This is a genomic window from Streptomyces sp. NPDC012827, assembly GCF_042900905.1.
In the GTDB taxonomy this organism is placed as follows: domain Bacteria; phylum Actinomycetota; class Actinomycetes; order Streptomycetales; family Streptomycetaceae; genus Streptomyces; species Streptomyces gulbargensis.
In genome coordinates, this window is the sequence record NZ_JBIBBY010000012.1 from 1 (window position 1) to 24,941 (window position 24,941).

23 protein-coding genes are annotated in these 24,941 nt (G+C 72.0%); 16 read left to right on the top strand and 7 right to left on the bottom strand.

Annotated features, from left to right (window positions below):
* Positions 1 to 111: 111 nt before the first annotated feature.
* From ACFY60_RS24750 to ACFY60_RS24785, 8 genes are all read left to right on the top strand, one after another.
* Positions 112 to 759 carry an HAD family hydrolase gene (locus ACFY60_RS24750; RefSeq protein WP_388616812.1) on the top strand — a complete coding sequence of 216 codons (648 nt, stop codon included), beginning with the start codon at positions 112 to 114 and terminating at the stop codon, positions 757 to 759.
* A 43-nt stretch (positions 760 to 802) separates the two neighbouring features.
* A complete protein-coding gene (locus tag ACFY60_RS24755) occupies positions 803 to 1,999 on the top strand; it encodes an MFS transporter (protein ID WP_388616809.1) in 1,197 nt (398 codons plus the stop codon).
* Positions 1,968 to 3,143, top strand: coding sequence for an acetoin utilization protein AcuC (locus ACFY60_RS24760; RefSeq protein ID WP_388616806.1), 1,176 nt, complete (start codon positions 1,968 to 1,970; stop codon positions 3,141 to 3,143). The genes ACFY60_RS24755 and ACFY60_RS24760 overlap by 32 nt, the downstream gene beginning before the upstream one ends.
* 85 nt (positions 3,144 to 3,228) lie before the next feature.
* The gene (locus tag ACFY60_RS24765; protein ID WP_388616804.1) at positions 3,229 to 4,044 is read left to right on the top strand and encodes a phosphatase; all 816 of its coding nucleotides are present in this window, start codon (positions 3,229 to 3,231) and stop codon (positions 4,042 to 4,044) included.
* 128 nt (positions 4,045 to 4,172) lie between these two features.
* Positions 4,173 to 4,382 carry a helix-turn-helix domain-containing protein gene (locus ACFY60_RS24770; RefSeq protein WP_309052275.1) on the top strand — a complete coding sequence of 70 codons (210 nt, stop codon included), beginning with the start codon at positions 4,173 to 4,175 and terminating at the stop codon, positions 4,380 to 4,382.
* Between the two features lie 142 nt (positions 4,383 to 4,524).
* Positions 4,525 to 4,623: a 30S ribosomal protein bS22 gene (locus tag ACFY60_RS24775; protein WP_003948845.1), complete on the top strand. Its 99-nt coding sequence runs from the start codon at positions 4,525 to 4,527 to the stop codon at positions 4,621 to 4,623.
* 137 nt (positions 4,624 to 4,760) lie between these two features.
* On the top strand, positions 4,761 to 5,906 hold the full coding sequence (locus tag ACFY60_RS24780; RefSeq protein WP_388616801.1) for an NAD-dependent epimerase/dehydratase family protein: 1,146 nt from the start codon (positions 4,761 to 4,763) through the stop codon (positions 5,904 to 5,906).
* Between the two features lie 16 nt (positions 5,907 to 5,922).
* The gene (locus ACFY60_RS24785) at positions 5,923 to 6,957 is read left to right on the top strand and encodes a lysophospholipid acyltransferase family protein (protein ID WP_388616799.1); all 1,035 of its coding nucleotides are present in this window, start codon (positions 5,923 to 5,925) and stop codon (positions 6,955 to 6,957) included.
* Positions 6,958 to 7,014: 57 nt separating this feature from the next.
* Here the strand turns inward: ACFY60_RS24785 and ACFY60_RS24790 are convergent, their stop codons facing one another.
* The 3 genes from ACFY60_RS24790 to ACFY60_RS24800 form a co-directional block, all read right to left on the bottom strand.
* Complete coding sequence (locus ACFY60_RS24790; RefSeq protein ID WP_388616796.1) at positions 7,015 to 8,289, bottom strand: DUF5667 domain-containing protein; 1,275 nt, start codon at positions 8,287 to 8,289, stop codon at positions 7,015 to 7,017.
* A gap of 387 nt (positions 8,290 to 8,676) precedes the next feature.
* Positions 8,677 to 9,465 (bottom strand): ECF subfamily RNA polymerase sigma factor, BldN family, encoded by a 789-nt coding sequence (locus ACFY60_RS24795; protein ID WP_309052271.1) that lies wholly within the window; start codon positions 9,463 to 9,465, stop codon positions 8,677 to 8,679.
* Positions 9,466 to 9,876: 411 nt separating this feature from the next.
* Entirely contained in the window at positions 9,877 to 10,866 is a 990-nt protein-coding gene (locus ACFY60_RS24800; protein ID WP_388616792.1) for an HAD family hydrolase, read from the bottom strand.
* Positions 10,867 to 10,976: 110 nt separating this feature from the next.
* Here ACFY60_RS24800 and ACFY60_RS24805 point away from each other — a divergent pair, with 110 nt between their 5' ends.
* The 6 genes from ACFY60_RS24805 (at position 10,977) to hemB (ending at position 17,491) form a co-directional block, all read left to right on the top strand.
* Positions 10,977 to 11,258 (top strand): glutaredoxin family protein, encoded by a 282-nt coding sequence (locus ACFY60_RS24805; protein ID WP_345287276.1) that lies wholly within the window; start codon positions 10,977 to 10,979, stop codon positions 11,256 to 11,258.
* A 272-nt stretch (positions 11,259 to 11,530) separates the two neighbouring features.
* Positions 11,531 to 12,331, top strand: coding sequence for a redox-sensing transcriptional repressor Rex (locus ACFY60_RS24810; protein WP_388616786.1), 801 nt, complete (start codon positions 11,531 to 11,533; stop codon positions 12,329 to 12,331).
* Positions 12,328 to 13,683, top strand: a complete 1,356-nt coding sequence (locus ACFY60_RS24815) for a glutamyl-tRNA reductase (RefSeq protein WP_388616784.1) — start codon at positions 12,328 to 12,330, stop codon at positions 13,681 to 13,683. The genes ACFY60_RS24810 and ACFY60_RS24815 overlap by 4 nt, the downstream gene beginning before the upstream one ends.
* Positions 13,680 to 14,666: a hydroxymethylbilane synthase gene (gene hemC, locus ACFY60_RS24820; RefSeq protein ID WP_388616781.1), complete on the top strand. Its 987-nt coding sequence runs from the start codon at positions 13,680 to 13,682 to the stop codon at positions 14,664 to 14,666. The genes ACFY60_RS24815 and hemC overlap by 4 nt, the downstream gene beginning before the upstream one ends.
* Positions 14,663 to 16,333, top strand: a complete 1,671-nt coding sequence (locus tag ACFY60_RS24825; protein WP_309056743.1) for a uroporphyrinogen-III synthase — start codon at positions 14,663 to 14,665, stop codon at positions 16,331 to 16,333. Before hemC ends, ACFY60_RS24825 begins: the two co-directional genes overlap by 4 nt.
* Positions 16,334 to 16,495: 162 nt before the next feature.
* The gene (hemB, locus tag ACFY60_RS24830; RefSeq protein WP_386338025.1) at positions 16,496 to 17,491 is read left to right on the top strand and encodes a porphobilinogen synthase; all 996 of its coding nucleotides are present in this window, start codon (positions 16,496 to 16,498) and stop codon (positions 17,489 to 17,491) included.
* Positions 17,492 to 17,571: 80 nt separating this feature from the next.
* On the opposite strand, the gene ACFY60_RS24835 is transcribed toward hemB, so the two are convergent.
* Positions 17,572 to 18,453, bottom strand: coding sequence for an NAD(P)-binding domain-containing protein (locus ACFY60_RS24835; protein WP_345287284.1), 882 nt, complete (start codon positions 18,451 to 18,453; stop codon positions 17,572 to 17,574).
* 195 nt (positions 18,454 to 18,648) lie between these two features.
* Here ACFY60_RS24835 and ACFY60_RS24840 point away from each other — a divergent pair, with 195 nt between their 5' ends.
* Positions 18,649 to 18,921, top strand: coding sequence for a DUF1876 domain-containing protein (locus ACFY60_RS24840; protein ID WP_309054139.1), 273 nt, complete (start codon positions 18,649 to 18,651; stop codon positions 18,919 to 18,921).
* Positions 18,922 to 19,057: 136 nt separating this feature from the next.
* On the opposite strand, the gene argS is transcribed toward ACFY60_RS24840, so the two are convergent.
* A complete protein-coding gene (argS, locus tag ACFY60_RS24845) occupies positions 19,058 to 20,815 on the bottom strand; it encodes an arginine--tRNA ligase (protein WP_388616776.1) in 1,758 nt (585 codons plus the stop codon).
* A gap of 201 nt (positions 20,816 to 21,016) precedes the next feature.
* Here argS and lysS point away from each other — a divergent pair, with 201 nt between their 5' ends.
* On the top strand, positions 21,017 to 22,738 hold the full coding sequence (gene lysS, locus ACFY60_RS24850) for a lysine--tRNA ligase (protein WP_388616773.1): 1,722 nt from the start codon (positions 21,017 to 21,019) through the stop codon (positions 22,736 to 22,738).
* A gap of 67 nt (positions 22,739 to 22,805) precedes the next feature.
* On the opposite strand, the gene ACFY60_RS24855 is transcribed toward lysS, so the two are convergent.
* Both ACFY60_RS24855 and ACFY60_RS24860 read right to left on the bottom strand, forming a co-directional pair.
* Positions 22,806 to 24,059, bottom strand: coding sequence for a DUF2637 domain-containing protein (locus ACFY60_RS24855; RefSeq protein ID WP_388616770.1), 1,254 nt, complete (start codon positions 24,057 to 24,059; stop codon positions 22,806 to 22,808).
* Between the two features lie 121 nt (positions 24,060 to 24,180).
* Positions 24,181 to 24,912, bottom strand: a complete 732-nt coding sequence (locus tag ACFY60_RS24860) for a DUF3558 domain-containing protein (protein WP_388616768.1) — start codon at positions 24,910 to 24,912, stop codon at positions 24,181 to 24,183.
* Between the last annotated feature and the right edge of the window lie 29 nt (positions 24,913 to 24,941).

Consider the following 24,941-nt stretch of genomic DNA (forward strand, 5'->3'; position numbering starts at 1 on the left):
CTGCAGGGGGGACCCTGTGGGAGAGTAGGACGCCGCCGAACAATTATTGTGGGAAAGCCCCGCACCTCTGGTGCGGGGCTTTCCTGCGTTCCGGGCCCCTAAGGTGTGGTCATGCGCTACGACCTGGTCATCTTCGACAACGACGGGGTGCTCGTCGACAGCGAGCCGATATCGAACCGGCTCCTCGCCGCCTATCTCACCGAGCTCGGGCACCCCACCACCTACGAGGAGTCGGTGCGGGACTACATGGGCTCCGCCATGCACCGCATCCACGAGCTCATCGAGGAGCGGACCGGCCGACGCCTGCCGGCCGACTTCGACGACACCTTCCACGCCAGGGTGTTCGCCGCCTTCGAGAAGGAGCTGCGGGCAGTCGCCGGGGCCGCCGAGGTCCTCGGCCGGCTCGCGCGCGAGAACATCCCGTATTGCGTCGCCTCCTCAGGGAGCCACGAGCGCATCCGCGTCGGGCACCGCAGCGCCGGGCTCGACAGCTGGTTCCGCGACGAGAACATCTTCAGCGCCGAGGACGTCGGCCGGGGCAAGCCCGACCCCGACCTCTTCCTCCACGCCGCCGCACGCATGGGCGTCGCCCCCGAGCGGTGCGTGGTCGTGGAGGACAGCCTGCTCGGCGTGCGGGCCGCCCTGGCGGCCGGCATGGACGTGTACGGATTCACCGCCATGACCCCCGCCGAGAAGCTCCCCGGCGCCCGCGGACACTTCCGGAGGATGGACGAACTCCCCGCCACCTTGGGACTGTGACCGCTCTACCCAGCGGTGGGCCCCGGTCCTACGCTGAGCCGCCATGACGGATGCGCGGTTGCGGCGTGGGCGGGTCTCCCTGGCGGTCGGCTTCTTCGTGCAAGGGGTCGCCTTCGCCCTGCTCGTGACCCGCATACCGGCCGTCCAGGACCGGTACGGCATATCCGACGGGCTGCTGCCCGCCTTCCTCGCGGCCGTGCCCGTCCTCGCCGGGGTGTCGAGCGTGGCGACCGGGAAGCTCGCCGCCCGCGTCGGGCCCGCCACCGTGCTGCGGTGGGCCCAGCCCCTCGTCCTCCTCACGCTCCTGGGCGTCGGCGCGGGAAACGAGCTGTGGCAGGCGGCCCTCGTCCTCGGCGCGTTCGGGCTGACCGTCGGCGCCCTGGACGCGGCCATGAACATGCTCGGGGTGAACCTCCAGCGGGCGTACGGGCGGAGCATCATGCTCGGCTTCCACGCCGCGTACAGCCTCGGCGGAATCGTCGGCGCCTCGCTGGCGTGGGCCGGGGCGTACGGGGACCTGTCCCTGACGGCGTCGTACCTCCCCGTCGTCGCCGTCCTGCTGCCCGTCGCGCTCGCCGCGAGCCGGTGGTACGCCGCCGGGGACCGCGCGCCGGTGGACGGGCCCGGGCAGACCGCGGGCGCGGTGCCGTTCCGGCTGCTGCTGCCGCTCTGCCTCGTGATGAGCTTCGCGTACATCGGTGACTCCACCGTCTCCAACTGGTCGGCGAAGTACCTCCAGGACGTGCTCGGCGGTTCGGAGGAGCTGGCGACCGTGCCGTACAACGCCTACATGGTGACGACGCTCCTCGGGCGGGCAGTCGGGGACCCGGCCGTGCGGCGGTTCGGGGCGGCCACGGTGGTGAGGGGCGGGGCCGTCCTCGCGGCGCTCGGGTTCGCGGTGGTCGCCGTGGCACCGGGGCCGTGGGCCGGGCTCGCCGGGTTCACCGTGCTCGGCCTCGGCCTGAGCGTGCTCGTGCCCCAGACCTTCGCCGCCGCCGGGCGGCTGTTCCCCCGTGACAGCGACGCCGCCGTCGCCCGGCTCAACGTCTTCAACTACGTGGGTTTCCTCATCGGCTCGCCGCTCGTCGGGGCGCTCGGCGACGCGTGGAGTTACCGGGGCGCGATGCTCGTACCGATGGTCCTCGTGCTGGTGACGGTGGTGTACGCCACGTCGTTCGGCGCGCGAGGCGCCCGATACGGTGGCGGGCATGAGCGGCCGCACACTGTTGATGTGGGATGAAGCTGTCACCGGGTACGACTTCGGGCCCGAGCACCCGATGGACCCGGTGCGGCTCGCCCTGACCATGGGACTGGTGCGGGCCTACGGGCTCGACCGGGTCGTCGACGTCGTGGCCGCCAAGCCCGCCGGTGACTCCACGCTGCGGCTGGTCCACCGCGAGGACTACGTGGCGGCCGTGCGGGCGGCGTCCGCCGAGCCGCGGCGGGCCGACCAGGCGTACGGGCTCGGCACGGTCGACGACCCGGCGTTCCCCGGCATGCACGAGGTGTCCGCGCTGATCGCCGGCCAGTCGGTGGGGGCCGCCGAGGCGGTGTGGCGCGGGGAGGCCGCGCACGCCGTGAACTTCGCGGGCGGACTGCACCACGCGATGCCCGGCGCCGCCTCCGGGTTCTGCATCTACAACGACGCCTCCCTGGCCGTCGCGCGCCTCCTCGAACTCGGCGCCGAGCGCGTCGCGTACGTGGACGTGGACGTCCACCACGGGGACGGGGTGCAGGCGGCGTTCTGGGACGACCCGCGGGTCCTGACGATCTCGCTGCACGAGCATCCGAGGACGCTGTTCCCGCAGACGGGCTGGCCGGAGGAGACCGGTGCGGCCGGGCCGGCGGAGGGCGGGGCGGTGAACCTGGCGCTGCCGGCGGGGACCGGCGACGCCGGATGGCTGCGGGCCTTCCACGCCGTCGTACCGGAACTGCTCGCGGAGTTCCGGCCGCAGGTGCTCGTCACCCAGCACGGCGCGGACACCCACTTCGAGGACCCGCTGGCCCACCTCGCGGTGTCGCTGGACGCCCAGCGGGCGGTGCAGGAGGCCTGCCACGAGCTGGCGCACGCGCACGCGGACGGGCGCTGGGTGGCGCTGGGCGGGGGCGGTTACGCGGTGGTCGACGTCGTACCGCGCTCGTGGACGCACCTGGTGGGGATCGCGGCGCACGCGCCGCTCGAGCCGGCGTCGGTGATCCCGGCGTCCTGGCGGGACGAGGTGTACGCGCGGACCCGGCAGCGCGGGCCGGAGCGGATGACGGACGGGCGGTGGCCGGTCGGCTTCCGGGACTGGGCCGAGGGGTACGACCCGGCCGACCGGCTCGACCAGTCGGTGCTGGCCACCCGCCGGGCGGTCTTCCCGCTGCGCGGGCTGCTGCCCTGACACCTACCCCCTTCGTTACGCCAAGGGGGGTCCGAAGCAAGGGTTTTGACGTCACGGCAGGTGTTTTCGCGGCAGCATCGAGGCCGTGCTGAGTACCGGGGCGCTGCGGGCGCATCTGTTGGCTGCGGGGTTGGCGGGGACGGTCGCGACGACGCGGGAGGCGAGCCTGCGCAGCTATCGGCTGTTCGCGGCGCGAGACCCGAGGGTGCTGCTCGGTCTCGATCCCGCCGGGGGGTGGGGCGAGGCCGATCTGCTGCGACTGATGGCGGAGAAGTGCGGGGTGTCGGGCGATCCGGCGCACCGGTCCGGGCTCGACGTCATCGATCCGGAGCGTACGGTGCGCCGGCTGGAGGCCTTCGCGGCGCGGCTGGGGGAGGCGGCGGCGCGGCGGGCCCCGGTGCTGTTCGGGACCGGCCATCCGCACCGTCTGCTCGGTTTCTACGTCGCGCTCGCAGACGCTTTGTCGTCGGCGGGATGTCCTGTCCTCACCCCGGCGCAGGGGAGATGTGTCGACATGACGACCCGGTTCGGTCTACGTACGTACGTCCTCGACCACGTACGCGGGGTCGCGTTCGTGCGGGAGCCGGGACCGCCGCCCGACGGGCGCGTGCCGGGGGCGCATTCCCACTCGGCGCTGCCCGTCCGGGCCGCGCTCGAGAGCGCGGCAGAGTCCGGCGGGCCGCTTCCCGAGCTGGTGATCGGCGACCACGGATGGGTCTGCGGCGCAGGTCAGCTGGGTATCGAAGCCATCGGGCTCGCCGATACGGACGATCCCGCGCTGTTCGTCGGAGAGGCGGAGGGGCAGGTGTCCGTGGCCGTACCGGTGGACGACGGCGTGCGCTCCGCCTCTTACCGCCCCCTCACACGCTATGTACTCAATCGAGCGTGTCTGTCACGGTAAACAGCCGAAGGTGGCTCCTCTTCCCCACTCGTACCACCCGCCCCTAGTCTGGGCGTGAGCGCTCGGCGACGAAGAGTCACCGGAGGGGAAGCCGGTGGGCGTCGCGTAGCGGAAGGTACAGGTGGGTCATGGCTGCTGCTGAACGGCCTCTCAACGAGGTCAAGTTTCTGACCGTGGCGGAAGTCGCCTCGGTGATGCGCGTGTCCAAGATGACCGTGTACCGCTTGGTGCACAGCGGTCATCTGCCGGCGATCCGGGTGGGCAGGTCCTTCCGGGTTCCGGAACAGGCGGTTCACGAGTACCTGAGGGAGTCCTTCGTGGGGGTGGGGACCGCGTAGCGAGCGCGCGGCCGAACGGTTGGTGAGCTGAGTCCGGCCCTCGGATTACGAGCGCGGTGCTCGGGACGGTAGGCTAGGCCGACGTAGGTCGTGTGGGCCCAGACGCCCCGCACCGAGTGAGAAGAAGTGAGCGAGGGTAGTCGTGGGCTCTGTTATCAAGAAGCGGCGCAAGCGGATGGCCAAGAAGAAGCACCGCAAGCTGCTCAAGCGCACGCGCGTGCAGCGTCGCAACAAGAAGTAAGCGACGGCTGCGAGCGCAGCTTTTCGTGCGTGAGGCGTGGCCCTTCACCTTTCCGGTGGAGGGCCACGTTTTTGTTGCGCCTCGATCCGGAAGCGCTACGGTGGCGACCAACGGAACACGGACGGAAGGCGCTGATCTTGGGCAAGGTCGTGCTCGTCACCGGGGCCGCCCGGCAGCTCGGGGGCCGCTTCGTACGCCGGATCCAGGGGGATCCGGAGGTGGATCGGGTGGTGGCCGTCGACGCCGTGGAGCCGGCCCACCCCCTGGGGGACGCCGTGTTCGTACGGGCGGACATCCGGCGCCCCGCCATCGCCAAGGTCCTGGCCGAGCACGAGGTCGACACGGTCGTCCACATGGACGTCACCGGCACGGCGCTGGGCGGCGGAGGCCGTACGTCGGTCAAGGAGACCAACGTCATCGGGACGATGCAGCTCCTGGGGGCCTGCCAGAAGTCGCCGCGCGTCAGCCGGCTCGTGGTCAAGTCCAGTACGAACGTGTACGGCTCGGCCCCCCGCGACCCGGCCGTCTTCACCGAGTCCACCGCCGCGAAGTCGCTGCCCAGCGGCGGTTTCGCCAAGGACGCCGTCGAGGTCGAGGGGTATGTGCGGGGCTTCGCCCGGCGCCGCCCGGACGTGGCCGTGTGCGTGCTGCGGTTCGCGAACATCCTCGGGCCCCGGGCCGACTCCCCGCTGGCCGAGTACCTCTCGCTGCCCGTCCTGCCGACCGTGTTCGGCTACGACCCCCGGCTCCAGTTCGTCCACGAGGACGATGTGATCGACGTGCTGCGCCTGGTGGCGCACGAGTCGCGCCGGGCGGGTCTGAACAGCGGCACGTTCAACATCGCGGGCGACGGGGTGCTGCTGCTCTCCCAGTGCGCGCGGCGGCTCGGCCGGCCGACCGTGCCGGTGCTCCTGCCGGCGGTCACCTGGGTGGGCTCGGCCCTGCGCGCCATCGGTGTGACGGACTTCGCGCCGGAACAGATCCGGCTCCTGACGCACGGCCGGGTCGTCTCGACCGTCCAGATGCGCGAGGTGCTCGGCTTCACGCCCCGGTACACCACGGCGGAGGCCTTCGCCGACTTCGCGCACAGCCGGGGGGCGGGGCTGCTGCCGCCGGAGGTGCTCGCCGGGGCGGTGGACCGGCTCGCGGACCGGCTGTCCGTCCCCACCGGCCCCTACGAGGCTCCGTCGGCCCCGCGCGTGCCGGCTCCCGCGCGGGCCTCTTCGGCCCCTGCGGCCTCTTCGACTTCCCCTGCTTCGCCCCCCTTCCACGACGGCGCCTGAGGAGAACTGGACAGCGATGGCGGACGCCAAGGTCATTCCCTTCGACGACGACCGTTCGCGGGCCCGGCGGCGGCCCTCCCGGGCCGAGGGCGAGGCGGCGGCTGTACGGGCCCTGCCGGCGCCGCTGCGGGCTCCTTTCCCGCCTGCCGGGCCGCCGGAGCCGGAGGAGGCCCCGGCAGCGGGCGACGGGGCCCCGGCGGCCCGTCCCGGCAGCGGCTGGGAGCGCCGGCTCGCGAGCGGGCTCGCCTTCCTGCGGCGGCGGGTCACCGGGGAGTACGAGGTCGACGAGTTCGGCTACGACGAGGAGCTGACCGACCAGGTCCTCATGTCGCTGCTGCGCCCGGTGTTCGAGAAGTACTTCCGGGTGGAGGTGAAGGGCGTCGAGAACATCCCGGCCGAGGGTGGGGCCCTCGTCGTCGCCAACCACTCGGGGACGCTGCCGCTGGACGGGCTGATGATGCAGGTCGCCGTCCACGACCACCATCCGGCGGGGCGGCACCTGCGGCTGCTCGCCGCGGACCTGGTGTTCGTCCTCCCGGTCGTCAACGAGCTGGCCCGCAAGGCCGGGCACACCCTGGCCTGCGCGGAGGACGCGGAGCGGCTGCTGCGCGCGGGCGAGATCGTGGGGGTGATGCCGGAGGGCTTCAAGGGGATCGGCAAGCCCTTCGGGGAGCGGTACAAGCTCCAGCGGTTCGGGCGGGGCGGCTTCGTCTCGACGGCGCTGCGCGCGGGGGTGCCGATCGTGCCCTGCTCCATCGTGGGCGCGGAGGAGATCTACCCCATGATCGGCAACGCGAAGACGCTGGCGCGACTCCTGGGCTTCCCGTACTTCCCGCTCACGCCGACGTTCCCGTGGCTGGGGCCCCTGGGGATGGTGCCGCTGCCGACGAAGTGGACGATCCAGTTCGGGGAGCCGATCGAGACGGGTGACCATCCGCCGGAGGCGGCGGAGGACCCGATGCTGATGTTCAACCTGACGGATCAGGTGCGGGAGCAGATCCAGCACACGCTGTACAAGTTGCTGGTGCAGCGGCGGTCGGTGTTCTTCTGAGGACGGCTGGACGGCGGAAGGGGCGCCCCCGTGGTCGGGGGCGCCCCTTCCGGGTTGTCAGCGGGCGTCCTCGCTGTCGATGCCGAGGCCCGGCAGCAGGCCCGGCAGGAGCGGCGGGAGTGTCACGTCCGGCTGCTCCGGGATCGCTTCCTCGACCGGCGGGACCGTCGGGGAGCCCGTCGGAGAGGGTTTGAGGATTCCGCCCGTGCCGCCGCCGAGGAGCCCGTCGTCCTCGGGTGACATGGTGTCGCCGTCCGGGGCGGGGGCGGTGCCCTGTCCCGGACCCGTGCCGGTGCCCGTACCGGAGCCCGGTGCGCTGTGCGAGGGGCTCGGACCGGTGGAGTCGCCGCCCGCCGACGGGGACGCCCCGGCCGTGGGCGGCTGCTGGGTGTCGGTGCCCTGGGGACTGCCGCCCGGGGTGCGGGTCGTGGAGCCGGCGCTCGGGGAGCCGGCCGCGCCCTTCTCCGGGGTGCGGGGCAGCACCGACTGGAGCGGCTCGACGTCTTCGTCTATGGCGTCGAAGACGTCCGTCACTTCGCTGCCGACGTCGGCGAGCTGCACGGGCAGCCGCTCGCGCAGGCCGTCCCAGGTGTCCCGGTGGGCCTGGGCGAAGGAGTTGAGCCGGGCCATGGGGGCGATCTGGCCGTCCCGCTCGTAGGCCTGGCGGAGCAGGCGGTGACCTTCGGTGGCGTCGTGCTTCATGCCGCCGAGGACCCGGCGGATCTCGGTGAGGGACTCGTGGTCGAGGTCGCCGGAGCGGCCCCGTTCCATGAGTCGGCGGGCCTCGCTCAGCCGGGTGGAGGCCTGGTCGAGGTAGATGCCGCCGCGGTCGGCGTCGTCGTCCGCCATCCCCAGCTTGATGTCCTCCATGCCCCGCTTGAGCCCGTAGAGCGAGTCACCGGGCAGGGCGTCGGAGCTGGCAGCGGCCACTCCGCCGAAGGCGCCCGCGGCCACACCGACCGTGAGTCCGCCGGCGGCGAGACCCTTGGTCCAGCGGGAGCGGGGGCGGAGTTTGCGCAGGGGGGAGGCCCGGTGGGCGCCCTTGCCGCTCGTCCGCTGCTCCGGCACGGTAGGGCCCGCGGCGGCGGTTCCTTCCGCGAGCATCGCTTCCATGGCGGCCACGAGCTGGGCTCGCTGCACCACCTTGACCTCGGGGTCCATCTGCGGTTTCGGCAGTTCGCCGAGCCCGCTCGCCAAGGCCAGCAGTCGCCCCTGCTCGGCCGGTTCGGCCGGGGCCTCGGGCTGCTCGGCCGCCGCGCCCTCGGACGTCCGGTCCTCCAGGGCCTGGGCGAAGGCGTTCGCCCGCCGGTGCGCCGATACGTTCGCGATCACTGGCGGCACCTCCTCTCGTCATGACGGTCGACTCCCCTCGGGGTCCGGAAGGTTGCACACCTTGAGCGCATCCACACGAACGAGTGAGTGTCTGCGGGCAAGGCGTGACCACAGGGAGCCTGCATGCCGCACAACGAGCGGCGCGGCACTTGGGTTACGCGCGAAAGATGATCGGACCAGTCCGTCATGAGGGCGTCACCGACTGTGAGTTGGGAGGGCAGTGGTGGCGTGGGGGGAGGGGCCCCGGGAGGGGCGGTGAGGGGGACGTGGGACGGGAAGGCGGCGGAGGCCCCGGGGGCCGGGACGGTTCCGCGCGGGGACGGTGAAGGGGACGGGATCGGGACGGGGCGTGCGGGGTGGGGTGTGGGGGGCGCGTGGGGACGCGGGTCAGCGGGCGTCGTCCGGGAGGAGGCGGGCCAGGGTCCGGACGGCGCGGTACTGGAGGGTCTTGATGGCTCCCTCGTTCTTCCCCATGACGCGAGCGGTCTCGGCGACCGAGAGGCCCTGGAGGAAGCGGAGGGTCACGCACTCCTGCTGCTGGGGGTTGAGGCGGCGGACCGCGTCGAGCAGGGCGGCGTTGGAGAGGGACTCGAGGACGGAGTCCTCCGGGCTGCGTTCGACCTCGTTGGCGTCGAGCATCTCGCCGGTGGTGACTTCGAGGCGGAAGCGGCTGGACTTGAAGTGGTCGGCGACCAGGTTGCGGGCGATGGTGACGAGCCAGGCGCCGAAGTCCCGGCCCTGCCAGGTGAAGGTGGAGATCCGGCGCAGGGCGCGCAGGAACGTCTCGCTGGTGAGGTCCTCCGCCGTCGCCTTTCCGCCGACGCGGTAGTAGATGTAGCGGTAGACGGTGTCGCTGTACTGGTCGTACAGGCGCCCGAAGGCCTCGGCCTCGCCCGCCTGGGCGCGCTCGACCAGGTCCATCATGCGGGCGCTGTCGCTGTCGGCGGTGGGGCGGCGGGCGGCGGTCGAGGTTCCGGTGCCGCGGGCGCTCCGTCTGCCCACGGCGGCCCCGCCGTCGGCCAGGGCATAGCAAGGGCCGGCGGGTGCCGGTGCGGCGAAGGCGAAGGCGGGGACGGGGCCGGCGTACGCGGTGGGGACGAAGCCGCGCAAGTGGTCGAGGACCGTTGCGCGCAGCGTAGCCAGGCCCGAGGTGTCAACCCCGACGTGTGGGTACACGGGACTCCCAGAGGCAGAGCTTCCATCACGTGCAGTGCGGGACCGTTCACTCGTCGTGGCGACGTGAGGGTTCCGCTGTGCGTCTGAGGAGAATAACGCTTCGTACAGGGAGCGCTACACCCAGTTGCTCAAATCATCGATTCCGTCGTATCCGTTACTACTTGACGACAGATCAGGGCGTGATTGGCGATCGGTTATTGATCGGTTTGCTTCCGAGTGTGATCGCGTGGGCGCTGCGTTGTGCTCAGGTGCGGAACGAGGGAGTGATCGGCGCCGCTACTGGGTAAGGGGGCCGGAATGCCTGGTGGTCGACCTGTGCGGTGGTGTTCGACCACGGACGGGTGAGGGCGTCCGGTCCGGGGTTGTCGAAGATGATCGCAGCCGAAACGTATCGGCGGGGAGGCGGCCGGATCAGCGGCGACGGCGGTGCAGGGCGACCGCCGCGGCCGTACCGCCGGCCACGGCGCCCAGGCCCGCGGCGGCCGGGATGCCGACCTTGGCCGCCTTGCGGCCCGTCCGGTAGTCCCGCAGCCGCCAGTCCCGCTCCTTGGCGTGCCTGCGCAGCTTGGCGTCCGGGTTGATGGCGTACGGGTGCCCGACGAGCGAGAGCATCGGGATGTCGTTGTGGGAGTCGCTGTACGCGGCGCAGCGGGCGAGGTCGAGCCCCTCGGCGGCGGCGAGCGCCCGTACCGCCTCCGCCTTGGCGGGGCCGTGCAGGGGTTCGCCGACGAGCTTGCCGGTGTAGACGCCGTCGACGGACTCGGCGACCGTGCCGAGAGCGCCGGTGAGGCCGAGGCGGCGGGCGATGATCGTGGCGGTCTCGACGGGGGCTGCGGTGACGAGCCAGACCTTCTGGCCCGCGTCCAGGTGGGCCTGAGCGAGGGCGCGGGTGCCCGGCCAGATGCGGCCGGCCATGTACTCGTCGTAGATCTCCTCGCCGATCGACATCAGCTCGGAGACCCGGTGGCCCTTGACGATGGACAGGGCGCTCTCGCGGGCGTCCTGCATGTGATCGGGGTCCTCGACGCCGGCCAGCCGGAACCAGGTCTGCTGCCAGGCGAAGCGGGCGAGCTCCCGGCGCTGGAAGAACTGCCGCTTGTAGAGGCCGCGGCCGAGATGGAAGATCGCGGCGCCCTGCATGACGGTGTTGTCGAGGTCGAAGAAGGCGGCGGCGTGGACGTCCCCGGCGACCGGGAACTCCGGTTCCGCGGGTCCTGCGGCCTCCTCCTCCCGCTCGTGCTCCAGCTGGAGGGAGGTCTTGCGGGCCGCCTCGGCGGCGGCCTCGCCGGCCAGCACGCTGCGGGCCGTGGCGGAGCGCCCGCGGCGGGTGAGCCAGCCCCAGCGAGGGGGCGTCCCGTAGGGGTTCCAACCGGGGCGGTGGTCGGGCGACGGGAGGGACATGCTGTGAGCATAGCCAGTCCGTTCAAAACTTCCCGACTTGTGGGACTGCGGAGGCGTGAACACCGGGTGACTCCCCTCGGTGGCCGGGGACGGGGCGGGCGGCGCGCAGAATGGACGGCATGTTCGGACGGACGAAGAAGAAGGATCCCGCGTCGCCCCGCACCGTGACACTGATCGGCAAGCCGGGATGTCACCTCTGTGACGACGCCCGGGCGGTGATCGAGGCGGTCTGCGCCGAGACCGGGGCGGTCTGGGAGGAGAAGGACATCACGCGCGACGAGGCGCTTCACCGGGCGTACTGGGAGCAGATCCCCGTCGTTCTGATCGACGGCGAGCAGCACACCTTCTGGCGGGTGGACGCCGAGCGGCTCCGGCGTGAACTGGGTGGGTGACCGAAACCCGGTTACCATCGTGGTCGTTTTGTTGGGTTTCGGGGGCGGGCTCGTGAGGAGAGTGTGCGGCTTTGCCCCCTTCGGGATGTCAACGCTCCGCGGTGCTCCGCGGTTCCGTCATACAGGGAACCGGCCGCGTGACCCCGGTCACTTTGGGCAGACAAATCGGACACCATCTTTGTGCACGCGTTCACAAAGACATAGCCTGCTGTCGACGGGGCGGTCTTGGGACATATGGCCGCCTACAGCCCCGCTCATCCCGCAGGAGCACCGTGGCAACTGGCCGAACTCACCGACCGGCGACCCGTAGCCGAGGAATTCCCGAGGCCACCGTCGCCCGGCTTCCGCTGTACCTGCGCGCACTCACCGCGCTGTCGGAACGCTCCGTACCCACGGTCTCCTCCGAGGAGCTCGCGGCCGCGGCCGGCGTCAACTCCGCGAAGCTGCGCAAGGACTTCAGCTACCTCGGCTCGTACGGCACCCGTGGTGTCGGTTACGACGTCGAGTACCTCGTCTACCAGATCTCCCGGGAACTGGGCCTGACCCAGGACTGGCCCGTGGTCATCGTCGGCATCGGAAACCTCGGCGCGGCCCTCGCCAACTACGGCGGGTTCGCCTCCCGTGGCTTCCGCGTCGCCGCGCTGATCGACGCCGACCCGGCGATGGCGGGCAAGCCGGTCGCCGGCATGCCCGTCCAGCACACCGACGACCTCGAGAAGATCATCGAGGAGGACCGGGTCTCCATCGGCGTCATCGCCACCCCGGCCGGCGCCGCCCAGCAGGTCTGCGACCGGCTCGTGGCCGCCGGTGTCACCTCCATCCTGAACTTCGCCCCCACCGTGCTCTCGGTGCCCGACGGCGTGGACGTCCGGAAGGTCGACCTGTCGATCGAGCTCCAGATCCTCGCCTTCCACGAGCAGCGCAAGGCCGGCGAGGAGCCGGGCGCCGACACCGCGGCGACGCCCGCCGGCGCCCCCGCCGCGGCCGTCGTGCCGCCGGCCCCCCGTGGCACCACGGGCGGCGGCGGCCGTAAGGGACCCGACGGGGACGTCCCCGCCGTGATGCCGGCATGAGCCTCCTCGTCGTCGGCCTCAGCCACCGCAGCGCCCCGGTCTCCATCCTGGAGCGGGCCGCGCTGTCGGCGGACGCCCAGATCAAGCTGCTCCAGGACACCCTCGCCGCCGAACCGGCCGCCGAGGGCGCCGTCCTCGCCACCTGCAACCGCATCGAGCTCTACGCCGACGTGGACAAGTTCCACGCCGGTGTCGCCGAGCTGTCCACACTGCTGGCCCAGCACAGCGGCGTCGGGCTGGAGGAGCTCACTCCGTATCTCTATGTGCACTACGAGGACCGAGCCGTCCACCACCTCTTCTCGGTGGCCTGCGGCCTGGACTCCATGGTCGTCGGCGAGGGCCAGATCCTCGGCCAGATCAAGGACGCCCTCGCCCTCGGGCAGGAGCTGCACACCGCGGGCCGCCTCCTGAACGACCTGTTCCAGCAGGCGCTGCGGGTCGGCAAGCGGGCCCACAGCGAGACCGGGATCGACCGGGCCGGGCAGTCGCTCGTCACCTTCGGCCTGGAGCAGCTCGCCGAAGGCCCCGACGTCGAGACCTGGGCCAAGGGCAAGAAGGCCCTGGTCATCGGCGCCGGCTCGATGTCCTCGCTCGCCGCCGCCACCCTGGCGCGCAACGGGGTCTCCGAGATCGTCGTCGCCAACCGCACCACGGCCCGCGCCGAGCGGCTCGTACAGATCCTCACCGAGCCCGGCGGCACGGGAGTGGCCGCGCGCGCGGTCCCGATGGTTGCCGTCGGCGACGAACTGACCCGTGCCGACGTCGTCGTCTCCTGCACCGGCGCCACCGGACTCGTCCTGACCGGCGAGGCCGTCGAGGCCGCCGTGGTGGCCCGCCGGACCCCGCTCGCCCTGCTCGACCTGGCCATGCCCCGCGACATCGACGCCGCCGCCCACCGCGTCGCCGGTGTCCGGCTCGTCGACATCGAGTCGCTCGCCGAGGCCTCCGCCGACGCGCCCATGGCCGCCGACGTCGACCAGGTCCGGGGCATCGTCTCCGACGAGGTCGCCGCCTTCGGCGCCGCCCAGCGCGCCGCCCACATCACGCCGACCGTGGTCGCCCTGCGCACCATGGCCGCCGATGTGGTCGCCGGTGAGATGGCCCGCCTGGAAGGGCGGCTCCCCGGTCTCGACGAGAAGCAGCGCGCCGAGATCACCCAGACCGTGCGACGCGTGGTCGACAAGCTCCTGCACGCGCCGACCGTGCGGGTCAAGCAGCTGGCCAGTGAGCCCGGCGGCGCCGGGTACGCCGACGCGCTGCGGACACTCTTCGACCTCGACCCGCAGACGGTGGCCTCCGTCAGCCGGGCCGACCTGAATGACGCCGACGTCAAGAACCGAGGGCGAGTATGACCGAGAGGGCACTGAGGCTCGGGACCAGGCGCAGCAAGCTCGCCATGGCCCAGTCCGGGCACGTGGCCGACGCGGTCCGGCAGCTGACCGGCCGGCCCGTCGAGCTCGTGGAGATCACCACGTACGGGGACACCTCCCGGGAGCACCTCGCGCAGATCGGCGGCACCGGCGTCTTCGTCGCCGCCCTGCGCGACGCGCTGCTGGCCGGTGAGGTGGACTTCGCCGTCCACTCCCTGAAGGACCTGCCGACCGCCCAGCACCCCGACCTGGTGCTGGCCGCGATCCCGCGCCGCGAGGACCCGCGCGACGTGCTGATCGCCCGCGAGGGCGTCACGCTCGACCGGCTGCCGCAGGGCGCCCGGATCGGCACCGGTTCGCCCCGGCGCATGGCCCAGCTGCACGCCTACGCGCGCAGCCACGGCCTGGAGGTCAGCTGTGTCCCGATCCGGGGCAACGTCGACACCCGGGTCGGCTACGTCCACAGCGGCGAGCTGGACGCGGTGGTTCTCGCCGCGGCCGGTCTCAACCGCATCGGAGGGACCGCCGAGCTCCTCGGCTCCCTGTCGCACGACGCCCTGTCGGTCGACGCGGTCCTGCCCGCCCCCGGTCAGGGGGCCCTGGCGGTCGAGTGCCTGGCGTCGAACGCCGCACTCGTCGCCGCGCTCGCGCCTCTCGACGACCCGCGCACGCGGGCCGCCGTGACGGCCGAGCGATCCCTGCTCGCCGCTCTGGAGGCCGGCTGCTCCGCACCCGTGGGTGCGCTGGCCGACCTGCTGACCGACGACCCCGGTCACGGGCAGGTTGTCACCGAAATGCGCCTGCGCGGCGTCGTCGGCACCACCGACGGCTCGACGCTGGTGCAGCTGTCCACCACCGGTTCCGTACCCACCTCGCACGACGAGGCGGTGGCTCTCGGACGCGAACTCGCGGACGAGATGCTCGCCAAGGGCGCGGCCGGTCTTATGGGGGAGCGAGCACTTTGAACCCCACCAGCCCGACCACCAGCCCCGTCTCCCCGGCCCTCGCGGGCCCCGGACACGTCACGTTCCTCGGCGCAGGCCCGGGCGATCCCGGGCTTCTGACCCTGAGGGCCGTGGAGGCCCTCGCCGGGGCGGACGTCCTGATCGCCGAGCCGGACGTCCTCGACGTCGTCCGCTGCCATGCGCGCGCGGGCGTGAGCACGCCGGAGCTGACGGTCGTTGACGAGTCGTCAACAGCCGCCGGTGTCCCCGTGTTGAGGGATGCGGCCAATCTTGTCATGGAGGCCGCGCGGGGCGGCAGGCGGGTCGTCCGTGCGGTGACCGGCGACCCGGGCCTGGACGGGAACGCGGGCGCCGAGATGCTCGCCTGCGCCGCAGCGGGCATTCCCTTCGAGGTCGTCCCCGGTGTGGCCACCGCCGTCGGCGTGCCGGCGTACGCCGGTGTGCCGCTGCGGGACGCGCAGGGCACCGACGTGCGCTTCGTCGACGCCCGCACCGCCGACGACCGGTGCTGGGCCGAGGTCGGCGCCTCCGACGGGACCGTGGTCGTCTCCACGTCCCTGGACTCGGTGGCGGCGGCGGCCGGCGAGCTGGTGGCGGCGGGCCGTAAGCCGGACACCCCGCTCACCGTCACCATCGCCGGTACGACGACCCGGCAGCGCACCTGGAACGCGACGCTCGGGACCATCGCCCAGGTCTTCAAGCAGGGCAAGGTCCTTCCCTCGCCCGAGGGCCACCGGCCGGTGATAGCCGTGGTCGGCGAGCGCAGCGCCGCGGCGCAGCGGGACCAGCTGTCCTGGTTCGAGTCGAAGCCCCTCTTCGGGTGGCGGGTGCTCGTGCCGCGTACCAAGGAGCAGGCGGCTTCGCTCTCCGACCAGCTGCGTTCGTACGGGGCCGTGCCCCACGAGGTGCCCACGATCGCCGTGGAGCCGCCGCGCACCCCGCAGCAGATGGAGCGCGCGGTCAAGGGCCTGGTCACCGGGCGCTACGAGTGGATCGCCTTCACCTCGGTGAACGCCGTGAAGGCGGTGCGGGAGAAGTTCGAGGAGTACGGGCTCGACGCCCGCGCCTTCGCCGGGATCAAGGTGGCGGCGGTCGGCGAGCAGACCGCCGCGGCGCTGGTGGACTTCGGTGTGAAGCCGGACCTGGTGCCGAGCGGGGAGCAGAGCGCCGCGGGTCTCCTGGAGGACTGGCCGCCGTACGACCCGGTCTTCGACCCGATCGACCGCGTCTTCCTGCCGCGTGCCGACATCGCGACGGAGACGCTGGTGGCCGGGCTCATCGAGCTGGGCTGGGAGGTCGACGACGTCACCGCCTACCGGACCGTGCGGGCCTCGCCGCCGCCGGCGGACACCCGTGAGGCGATCAAGGGCGGTGGGTTCGACGCGGTGCTGTTCACCTCGTCGTCCACGGTGCGGAACCTGGTCGGCATCGCCGGCAAGCCGCACAACGTGACCGTGATCGCCTGTATCGGCCCGGCGACCGCCAAGACGGCGGAGGAGCACGGCCTGCGGGTCGACGTGCTGTCGCCGGAGCCGTCCGTGCACAAGCTGGCCGAGGCGCTGGCCGAGTTCGGGCTGCGGCGGCGGGCCGCAGCGCTGGAGGCGGGCGACCCGGTGACGCGTCCGAGCGAGCGCCGTCCGGGTGCGCGCCGGCGGCGTACCACCTAGGCGCGGCAGCGGCGCCCCACCTGGGCGCGGCAGCGGTTTCGGCGGGGTGCGGGTCCTCGGGGAGGGCCCGCACCCCGCCGCTTTTCCGTCCTCCTGCCCGCAGGAGTCCGGCTCAACACCGTGTCGGTAAACGCACGGGGGCCGCGGGCGTAGCCTCGGGGCATGAACTCGTACGGATCCTTTCCCGGGGCGCGGCCGCGGCGGCTGCGGACGACGCCTGCCATGCGGCGGATGGTGGCCGAGACCCGGCTGCATCCCGCCGACCTGATCCTTCCCGCGTTCGTACGCGAGGGGATCACCGAGCCCGTTCCGATCGCGGCCATGCCCGGTGTCGTCCAGCACACGCGGGACACCCTGCGGAAGGCGGCCGTGGAGGCCGTGGAGGCGGGGGTTTCCGGGATCATGCTGTTCGGGGTGCCCGAGGAGGCGAAGAAGGACGCCGCGGGGACGGCCGGCACCGACCCGGACGGCATCCTGCAGGTGGCGATCAGGGACGTGCGCGCCGAGGTCGGCGACGAGCTGGTGATCATGTCGGACCTGTGTCTCGACGAGTTCACCGACCACGGCCACTGCGGGGTCCTGGACGCCGAGGGCCGGGTCGACAACGACGCCACGCTGGAACGTTACGCCGAGATGGCGCAGGTCCAGGCCGACGCCGGCGTCCACGTCGTCGGCCCGTCCGGGATGATGGACGGCCAGGTCGGCGTCGTCCGCGACGCCCTGGACACCATCGGCAAGGAGGACGTCTCGATCCTCGCCTACACGGCCAAGTACTCCTCGGCCTTCTACGGTCCCTTCCGGGAGGCCGTCGGTTCCTCCCTCACCGGTGACCGCAAGACCTACCAGCAGGACCCCGCCAACCTGCGCGAGTCGCTGCGCGAGCTGGCCCTGGACCTGGAGGAGGGCGCGGACATGGTGATGGTGAAGCCCGCCGGCCCGTACCTCGACGTGCTGGCGAGGGTCGCCGAGGCCGTGGACGTGCCGGTCGCCGCGTACCAGATCAGCGGGGAGTACGCGATGGTCGAGGCGGCGGCCGAGAAGGGCTGGATCGACCGGGACCGGGCGATCCTGGAGACCCTCACCGGCATCCGGCGGGCCGGGGCGGGGATGATCCTCACCTACTGGGCGACCGAGGCCGCCCGCATGATCGGACGCTGACCGCGCCCCGAAGGTCGTGCCGGGCTCCGCACAGCCCGGCGCGACCGCGTGCGGGACACCACCCGGGGGCGGGCCGGGGGTTACTTCTCGGCCTTGAGCATCTCCGCCAGGCGGGAGAGGCCGTCCGCCGCGTGGCCCTCGGCGATCGAGCGGTCCAGCAGGGCCTGGAAGGGCTCGAACAGCTCGGAGCTGACGCCCTGGGCGGCGAAGGTCTCCAGGAAGTTCGGGAACGCCGACTGGTTGACCGCCAGGCTCGACACGTCGGTGAGGTGCTCACCGGAGTCGATCGCCTGGGCGATGCCGGGGACGATCCCCAGCATGGCCTGGATCCACTCGACCAGCGGGCCGCTGAACTCCTCGGCGCGGATGTTCTCCGTGCGGACCAGGGCGAGTGCCTGGACCACGCCGATGATCATGCCGTACATGCCGGTCAGCAGACCGAGGTCGTGCAGGGCGGCGAAGCCCGGGTCCGTGCCGGTCCAGCGGGTGCCGCCGAGGGCGGCCAGGGTCGCCTCGTGCTCCTTGTACGCCTCCTCGTCACCGCTGTAGAAGACGTACGCGTGGGGGCCGGCGATCATCTGCGGGACGGCCATGATGCCGCCGTCCACGTAGCGGGCACCGCGCTCCGTGACCTGCTCGGAGAGCGCGCGGGCCTGCGCCGGGGTGCCGTTGGTGAGGTTGACGACGGTGCGGCCCGCCAGGGACTCGGGGAGCGTGGCGAGCAGCTCGCCGACGTTGTCGTTGGTCAGCAGGCAGAGGATGACCAGCGGGCTGGCCTCGACGGCCTCCGTGGCCGTGCCGGCGGGCTTGGCGCCCTGGGCGACGAGCGGACCGGTCTTGGAGGCGGACCGGTTCCACACGGTGACCTCGTGGCCGGCCTTCAGGAAGGCCGAGGCCAGGGCGCTCCCCATCAGGCCGAGGCCGAGGACGGAGACGCGGGCAGCCGGGGTGTTCTCAGGCATGGGACATGACTCCAGTGACGAGGGTGAGGGGGAGGAGCCGCCCTCGCGGCTCGTTTCGATCATCGTCGGGGGCGTCTTGCCCCACAAGTACCGACTTTTCCCTCAGGAACGCACCGATTGGTAAGGAACGGCGGGGCGGCGCACCCTGGAGAAGTACGAGCGCCGACAGGTACCTCGCCGGAGGTGGTCCTCATGATGCACACCCTCGTGGGATGGCATGTGGAGATGGAGTTCAAGGAGGAGGGCGACCGGACGCGGGCGGCGGCCATGGTGCGGCTCACCGACGGCACGGAGTTCCGTGCCCACGGAACGGCGAACCGACACCCCTCCGACCCCGAGCAGTTGCGCGTGGGGGAGGAGATCGCCGGGGCGCGGGCCCTCATGGACCTCGCCTCCCAGCTGCTGCAGAAGGCGCACACGGAGATCGACGAGGTCTCCGGACGGACCTCGCACCCGATTCCCCGCTGATCCCCGCAGGGGCCGGACACGCCGTCGTACGGCCCCTCCCGCGTGGTCCGGGGGTGCGGCGGGACGCCGGAAGGCCCCGGTACGGATCACGCGGTCCGCACCGGGGCCTTCCTGTCCCGTGTCGAGCGGGTGGGCGTCAGAGGCGCTCGGGGGTGCGGATGCCCAGGAGCGCCATGCCCCGGTGGAGCGTCCGGGCGGTCAGCTCGCACAGGAACAGACGGTTCTCCACCTGCTCCGCCGTGTCCGCCTTCAGGACCGGGCACTCCGAGTAGAACGTCGTGTACAGCGACGCCAGCTGGTAGAGGTACGCCGCCAGCTTGTGCGGCGCGTACTCGGCGGCGGTCTCGGCCACCAGCTCGCCGAAGGCGTCCAGGTGCAGGCCGAGCGCGCGCTCCGAGGGCGCGAGCGCCAGCTCCGGGTGCGCGGCCGGCTTCGCGTCCCCGGCCTTGCGGAGGATCGACTGGATCCGGGCGTACGCGTACTGCAGGTACACCGAGGTGTCGCCGTTCAGCGAGACCATCTGGTCCAGGTCGAACTTGTAGTCGCGGGCCGCCGAGGTCGACAGGTCCGCGTACTTCACCGCGCCGATGCCCACCTGGGCGCCGCGCTCGGCGATCTCGTCCTCGGTGAGGTCCTGGGCCTTCTCGCGGACCACGGCCGAGGCACGGTCGATCGCCTCGTCCAGCAGGTCCACCAGCCGGACCGTCTCGCCCTCACGGGTCTTGAACGGCTTGCCGTCCTTGCCGAGGACCGTGCCGAAGGCCAGCTGGACCGCCTTCACGTCCTCGTTCAGCCAGCCGGCCCGGCGGGCGGTCTCGAAGACCATCCGGAAGTGCAGCGCCTGCCGGGCGTCCACCACGTACAGCAGGGTGGACGCCTTGAGGTTCTGCACCCGGTCCCGGATCGCGGACAGGTCGGTCGCCGCGTATCCGAAGCCGCCGTCCGACTTCTGGACGATCAGCGGGGTCGGGTTGCCGTCCGGGCCCTTGACGTCGTCGAAGAAGACGCACAGCGCGCCCTCGGAGCGGACCGCGACGCCCGACTCCTCCAGGAGCTGGCAGGTCTCGTTCAGCATGTCGTTGTAGCCCGACTCGCCGACGATGTCCTCGTCCCGGATGTCCATGTCGAGCTTCTCGAAGACGGAGAAGAAGTAGATCTTCGACTCGTCGACGAACCGCTGCCAGGTGGCGAGGGTCCCCGGATCGCCGGCCTGGAGGTCGACCACCCGGCGCCGGGCGCGGGTCTTGAACTCCTCGTCGGCGTCGAACAGCCGGCGGGCCGCCTTGTAGAGGCGGTCCAGGTTGGACATCGCCTCCTCGCCGGTGACCTCGGCGTCCTTGTGGTCCAGCTCGTGCGGGTGCTCCTCCAGGTACTGGATGAGCATGCCGAACTGGGTGCCCCAGTCGCCGATGTGGTGGCGCCGGACCACCTTCTCGCCGGTGAACTCCAGGATCTCCACCATGGCCGCGCCGATCACGGCCGACCGCAGGTGGCCGACGTGCATCTCCTTGGCCACGTTCGGCTGGGCGTAGTCGATGACCGTCGTGCCGGCCGACTCGTTGAACGGCACGCCGAGCCGGTCGTCGGCCGCGCGGGCCGCGAGCGTCCGCACGATGGCCGCGTCGGTGACGGTGATGTTCAGGAAGCCGGGGCCGGAGACCTCGATCTCGCCGAGGACGTCGTTGGCCGGGATGGCCTCGACGACCTTCGCCGCGAGCTCCCGCGGGTTGCCCTTCAGCTGCTTGGCCAGCGCCAGGATGCCGTTGGCCTGGAAATCGGCCCGGTCGCTTCGTCGCAGCAGCGGGTCGGCGGACCCGGCCTCCGGCAGGGCTGCCGAGAGGCCTTCCGCGAGGCGCTGCTGCACGGTCGAAGCGAGGGAAGGGACCGAGGCCATGAGCTTCCGTTCCTGTTGTCGTGTCGGGGTGGGCGATTTCGCTTGTCAAGTGTCCCATGGGCGGGCAACGTGTTTTCTCCCCCGGCCCCTGGCCTGTGGACGGTCCGCGACCTGTGGACAACCTCCGAGCGGTTCGCTCCGTCTGGGAGAATGGCCGACGTAAGGCTTTGAGGGAAAACCAGAAAGAAGGACGTACCGACCGTGGCTCAGAGCAGCACCGAGACCGACTGGGTCTCCCGTTTCGCGGACGAGGTCATCACCGAGTCGGAGCGACGTGCGCCTGGCAAACCGGTCGTCGTCGCCTCCGGCCTCTCCCCGTCCGGCCCCATCCACCTGGGCAACCTGCGCGAGGTCATGACCCCGCACCTGGTCGCCGACGAGATCCGCCGCCGGGGACACGAGGTCAGGCACCTCATCTCCTGGGACGACTACGACCGCTACCGCAAGGTGCCCAACGGCGTCGAGGGCATCGACGAGAGCTGGGCCGAGCACATCGGCAAGCCGCTGACGTCCGTCCCGGCGCCGGCCGGTTCGCCGCACCCGAACTGGGCCGAGCACTTCAAGGCGGCCATGGTCGAGGCGCTGGCCGAGCTGGGCGTGCCCTACGAGCCGATCAGCCAGACGGAGCAGTACACCTCCGGCGTCTACCGCGAGCAGATCCTGCACGCCATGCGCCACCGCGCCGACATCGACGCGATCCTCGACCAGTACCGCACCAAGAAGGCCCCCAAGAAGCAGTCGCAGAAGCCGGTCGACGAGGCCGAGCTGGAGGCCGCCGAGGGCTCCGGCGCGGCGGGCGAGGACGACGGTTCCGGCGGCGGCGCGGGCTACTTCCCGTACAAGCCGTACTGCGGGCGGTGCGAGAAGGACTTCACCACCGTCACCTCCTACGACGACGACACCACCGAGCTGAGCTACACCTGCTCGGCGTGCGGCTTCGCGGAGACCGTCAAGCTCAGCGAGTTCAACCGCGGCAAGCTGGTGTGGAAGGTCGACTGGCCCATGCGCTGGGCCTACGAGGGCGTGATCTTCGAGCCCTCCGGTGTCGACCACTCCTCGCCGGGCTCCTCCTTCCAGGTCGGCGGCCAGATCGTCCGCATCTTCGACGGGGTGCAGCCCATCGGCCCCATGTACGCCTTCGTCGGCATCAGCGGCATGGCCAAGATGTCCTCCTCGAAGGGCGGGGTGCCGACCGCGGCGGACGCGCTGAAGATCATGGAGCCGCAGCTCCTGCGCTGGCTCTACGCCCGCCGCAGGCCCAACCAGTCGTTCAAGATCGCCTTCGACCAGGAGATCCAGCGTCTGTACGACGAGTGGGACAAGCTGGAGGCCAAGGTCGCGGACGGCACCGTGCTCCCCGCCGACGCCGCCGCGCACGCGCGGGCCGCCCGCACCGCCGCGGGTGAGCTGCCCCGCACCCCGCGCCCGCTCCCGTACCGCACGCTCGCCTCGGTCGTCGACATCACCGCCGGCCACGACGAGCAGACCCTGCGGATCCTGACCGACCTCGATCCGGAGAACCCGGTCACCGGCCTGGACGAGGTCCGTCCGCGGCTCGACCGGGCCGAGAACTGGATCACCACCCAGGTCCCGGCCGACCAGCGCACCATCGTCCGCGAGGAGCCCGACACCGAGCTGCTCGCCTCGCTGGACGAGGAGGGCCGCACCTCCCTGCGCCTGCTCCTGGAGGGCCTGGACACCCACTGGTCGCTGGACGGGCTCACCACCCTCGTCTACGGCGTCCCGAAGGTCATGGCCGGTCTCACCCCCGAGGCCAAGCCCACCCCGGAGCTGAAGGTCGCCCAGCGCGCCTTCTTCGCCCTGCTCTACAAGCTCCTGGTGAGCCGTGAGACCGGGCCGCGCCTGCCCACCCTGCTCCTCGCCGTGGGCGCGGACCGGGTGCGCAAGCTGCTCGGTTCCTGACCGTACGCCGAAGGGCCGCCGTCCATTTGCCGGGCGGCGGCCCTTCCGTCTGTCCGATCACCCGCCGTCAGGGCGTGTCGACCTCTTCGCGCGTCCGCCGCACCCGCTCCCGGGCGCCGGGAATCGCGGCCCGCAGCCGTCCCAGCTCCGCGTCCGGGAACTCCTCCAGGCCGTACTCGCGCGCCACGGCCCGCGCCAGCTCCGCCTCCTCGGGGAAGCGGTCCTGCTCGGTCACGTAGCCCCAGCTCACCTTGTGGACGACCTCCTCGAACTCGTCCACCGGCGCCTGCGGCTCCTCCACGTACTCCGGATACGGCACGAACTCCTCCGGCCCCGGCGGCGGAAGGTCCTCCGGTCCCTGCGGAACGGGCACCGGCATGGGCTCCAGGCCCTCCACGATCTGCGGGTTGTACGTGCCCTCGTAGGACTCCTTCGAGATCTGCTGGGCGTCGAACCAGGGGCTCTCGTGGTTGACCGGAGCCATCTGCGGCAGCTCCTGGCGCTCCCCGCGCTGACCGGCCCCGGCCCCGGCCGCGGCCGCGCCGGACGGCCCGGCCGCCGTGGCCGCCGGAGCGGGAGCCGCGCCCACCGCGGCCGGCAACTGCTGCTGCGGGGCCGGGGGCAGCAGCTGCGGCTCCACGCCGGCCGCCGCCAGACCCGCCGCCGCCGTCTCCGACAGCGGCACCCCGTACCGCGCCAGGCGCAGCGGCATCAGCGCCTCCACGGGGGCCTTGCGCCGCCATCCGCGGCCGTACCGGGCCTGGAGCCGCGCCTGGTAGATCATCCGCTCCTGCTCCAGCTTGATCACCTGCTCGTACGAGCGCAGCTCCCAGAGCTTCATCCGCCGCCACAGCCGGAACGTGGGCACCGGGGAGAGCAGCCAGCGCGTCAGCCGGACGCCCTCCATGTGCTTGTCGGCGGTGATGTCGGCGATGCGCCCCACCGCGTGCCGGGCGGCCTCCACGGCCACCACGAAGAGGACCGGGATCACCGCGTGCATCCCGACACCGAGCGGATCCGGCCAGGCCGCCGCGCCGTTGAACGCGATGGTCGCCGCCGTCAGCAGCCAGGCCGTCTGCCGCAGCAGCGGGAACGGGATCCGGAGCCACGTCAGCAGCAGGTCCAGGGCCAGCAGCACACAGATGCCCGCGTCGATGCCGATGGGAAAGAAGTAGGAGAAATCGCCGAAACCCTTGTGCACCGCGAGCTCACGCACGGCGGCGTAGGAACCGGCGAAGCCGATTCCCGCGATGATCACCGCTCCGCCGATCACGAGGCCGATGAGTATTCGGTGTGTGCGTGTCAGCTGCATCGCGGCCACCCGCGATCCCCTCCCGTCGATCCACATCCGGCGCGCACAGACTGGCACATGCGGGCGGAGCCCGGCCTCCGGGGGGAGGGCCGGGCTCCGTTCACCTGTGCCACTCTGCGCGGGTTCGTGCCTACTTGTTGGCCGCGGCCACCGCCGTGACGGCCTCCTTGGCCGCCTTCACGGCACCGTCCATGATCACCTTCTCGGTGGGCGTGGCCGCACCGGCGTACCCGGCGCCGTTGTACGACAGCAGCACCAGCACATTGCCCGTGCGCGCCACGATCGAGGCGTACACGAAGTCCTCGTCCGTCTTGCGCACCTGGTACGCCACGGAGGTGGCCTCGTCACCGATGCCCGCGGCCGCCGCCGTCCGCAGCTTCTTCGCGCCCGGCGTCGCCTGGACCTTCGCGAGCTCCTTGGCGAGGTTCTCCCGGGCGCGCTCCTGGCCGCTGCCGAGCGACGGGTCCGAGTCGTACCGGTAGAAGGACACGTCCAGCCAGCGGTACTGCGAGCCCTTGACGCCCTTGTCCTCCAGGCCGTTCCAGGCGCAGCCGCCCCGGCTGGTGAGGTCGGTGGAGGCCGCCGCGGTGCCCTTCTTGTTCTTCGCCTTGGGGACGAGCGAGGCCGTGGTCTTCTCCGTGATCGCCTTGCAGGCCTGGGGCAGCTCGGCGAACTTCGCCGGCTCGACCGTCGGGGTCGGCGAGGGCGTGGCCGACGCGGAGGCGGAGGCCGAGGCCTTGTCCTGGGGGGAGCCGGCTCCGGCGCCGTCGCCGGAGTCCGAGGAGCAGCCGGTGGCGACGAGCATCACAGGGACGGCTGCGCAGGCGAGGATGCGGGAGAGACGCGGGGCTGATCGCTGCATGGTTCCTTCAGTCGCTTGTCGTACGGTCC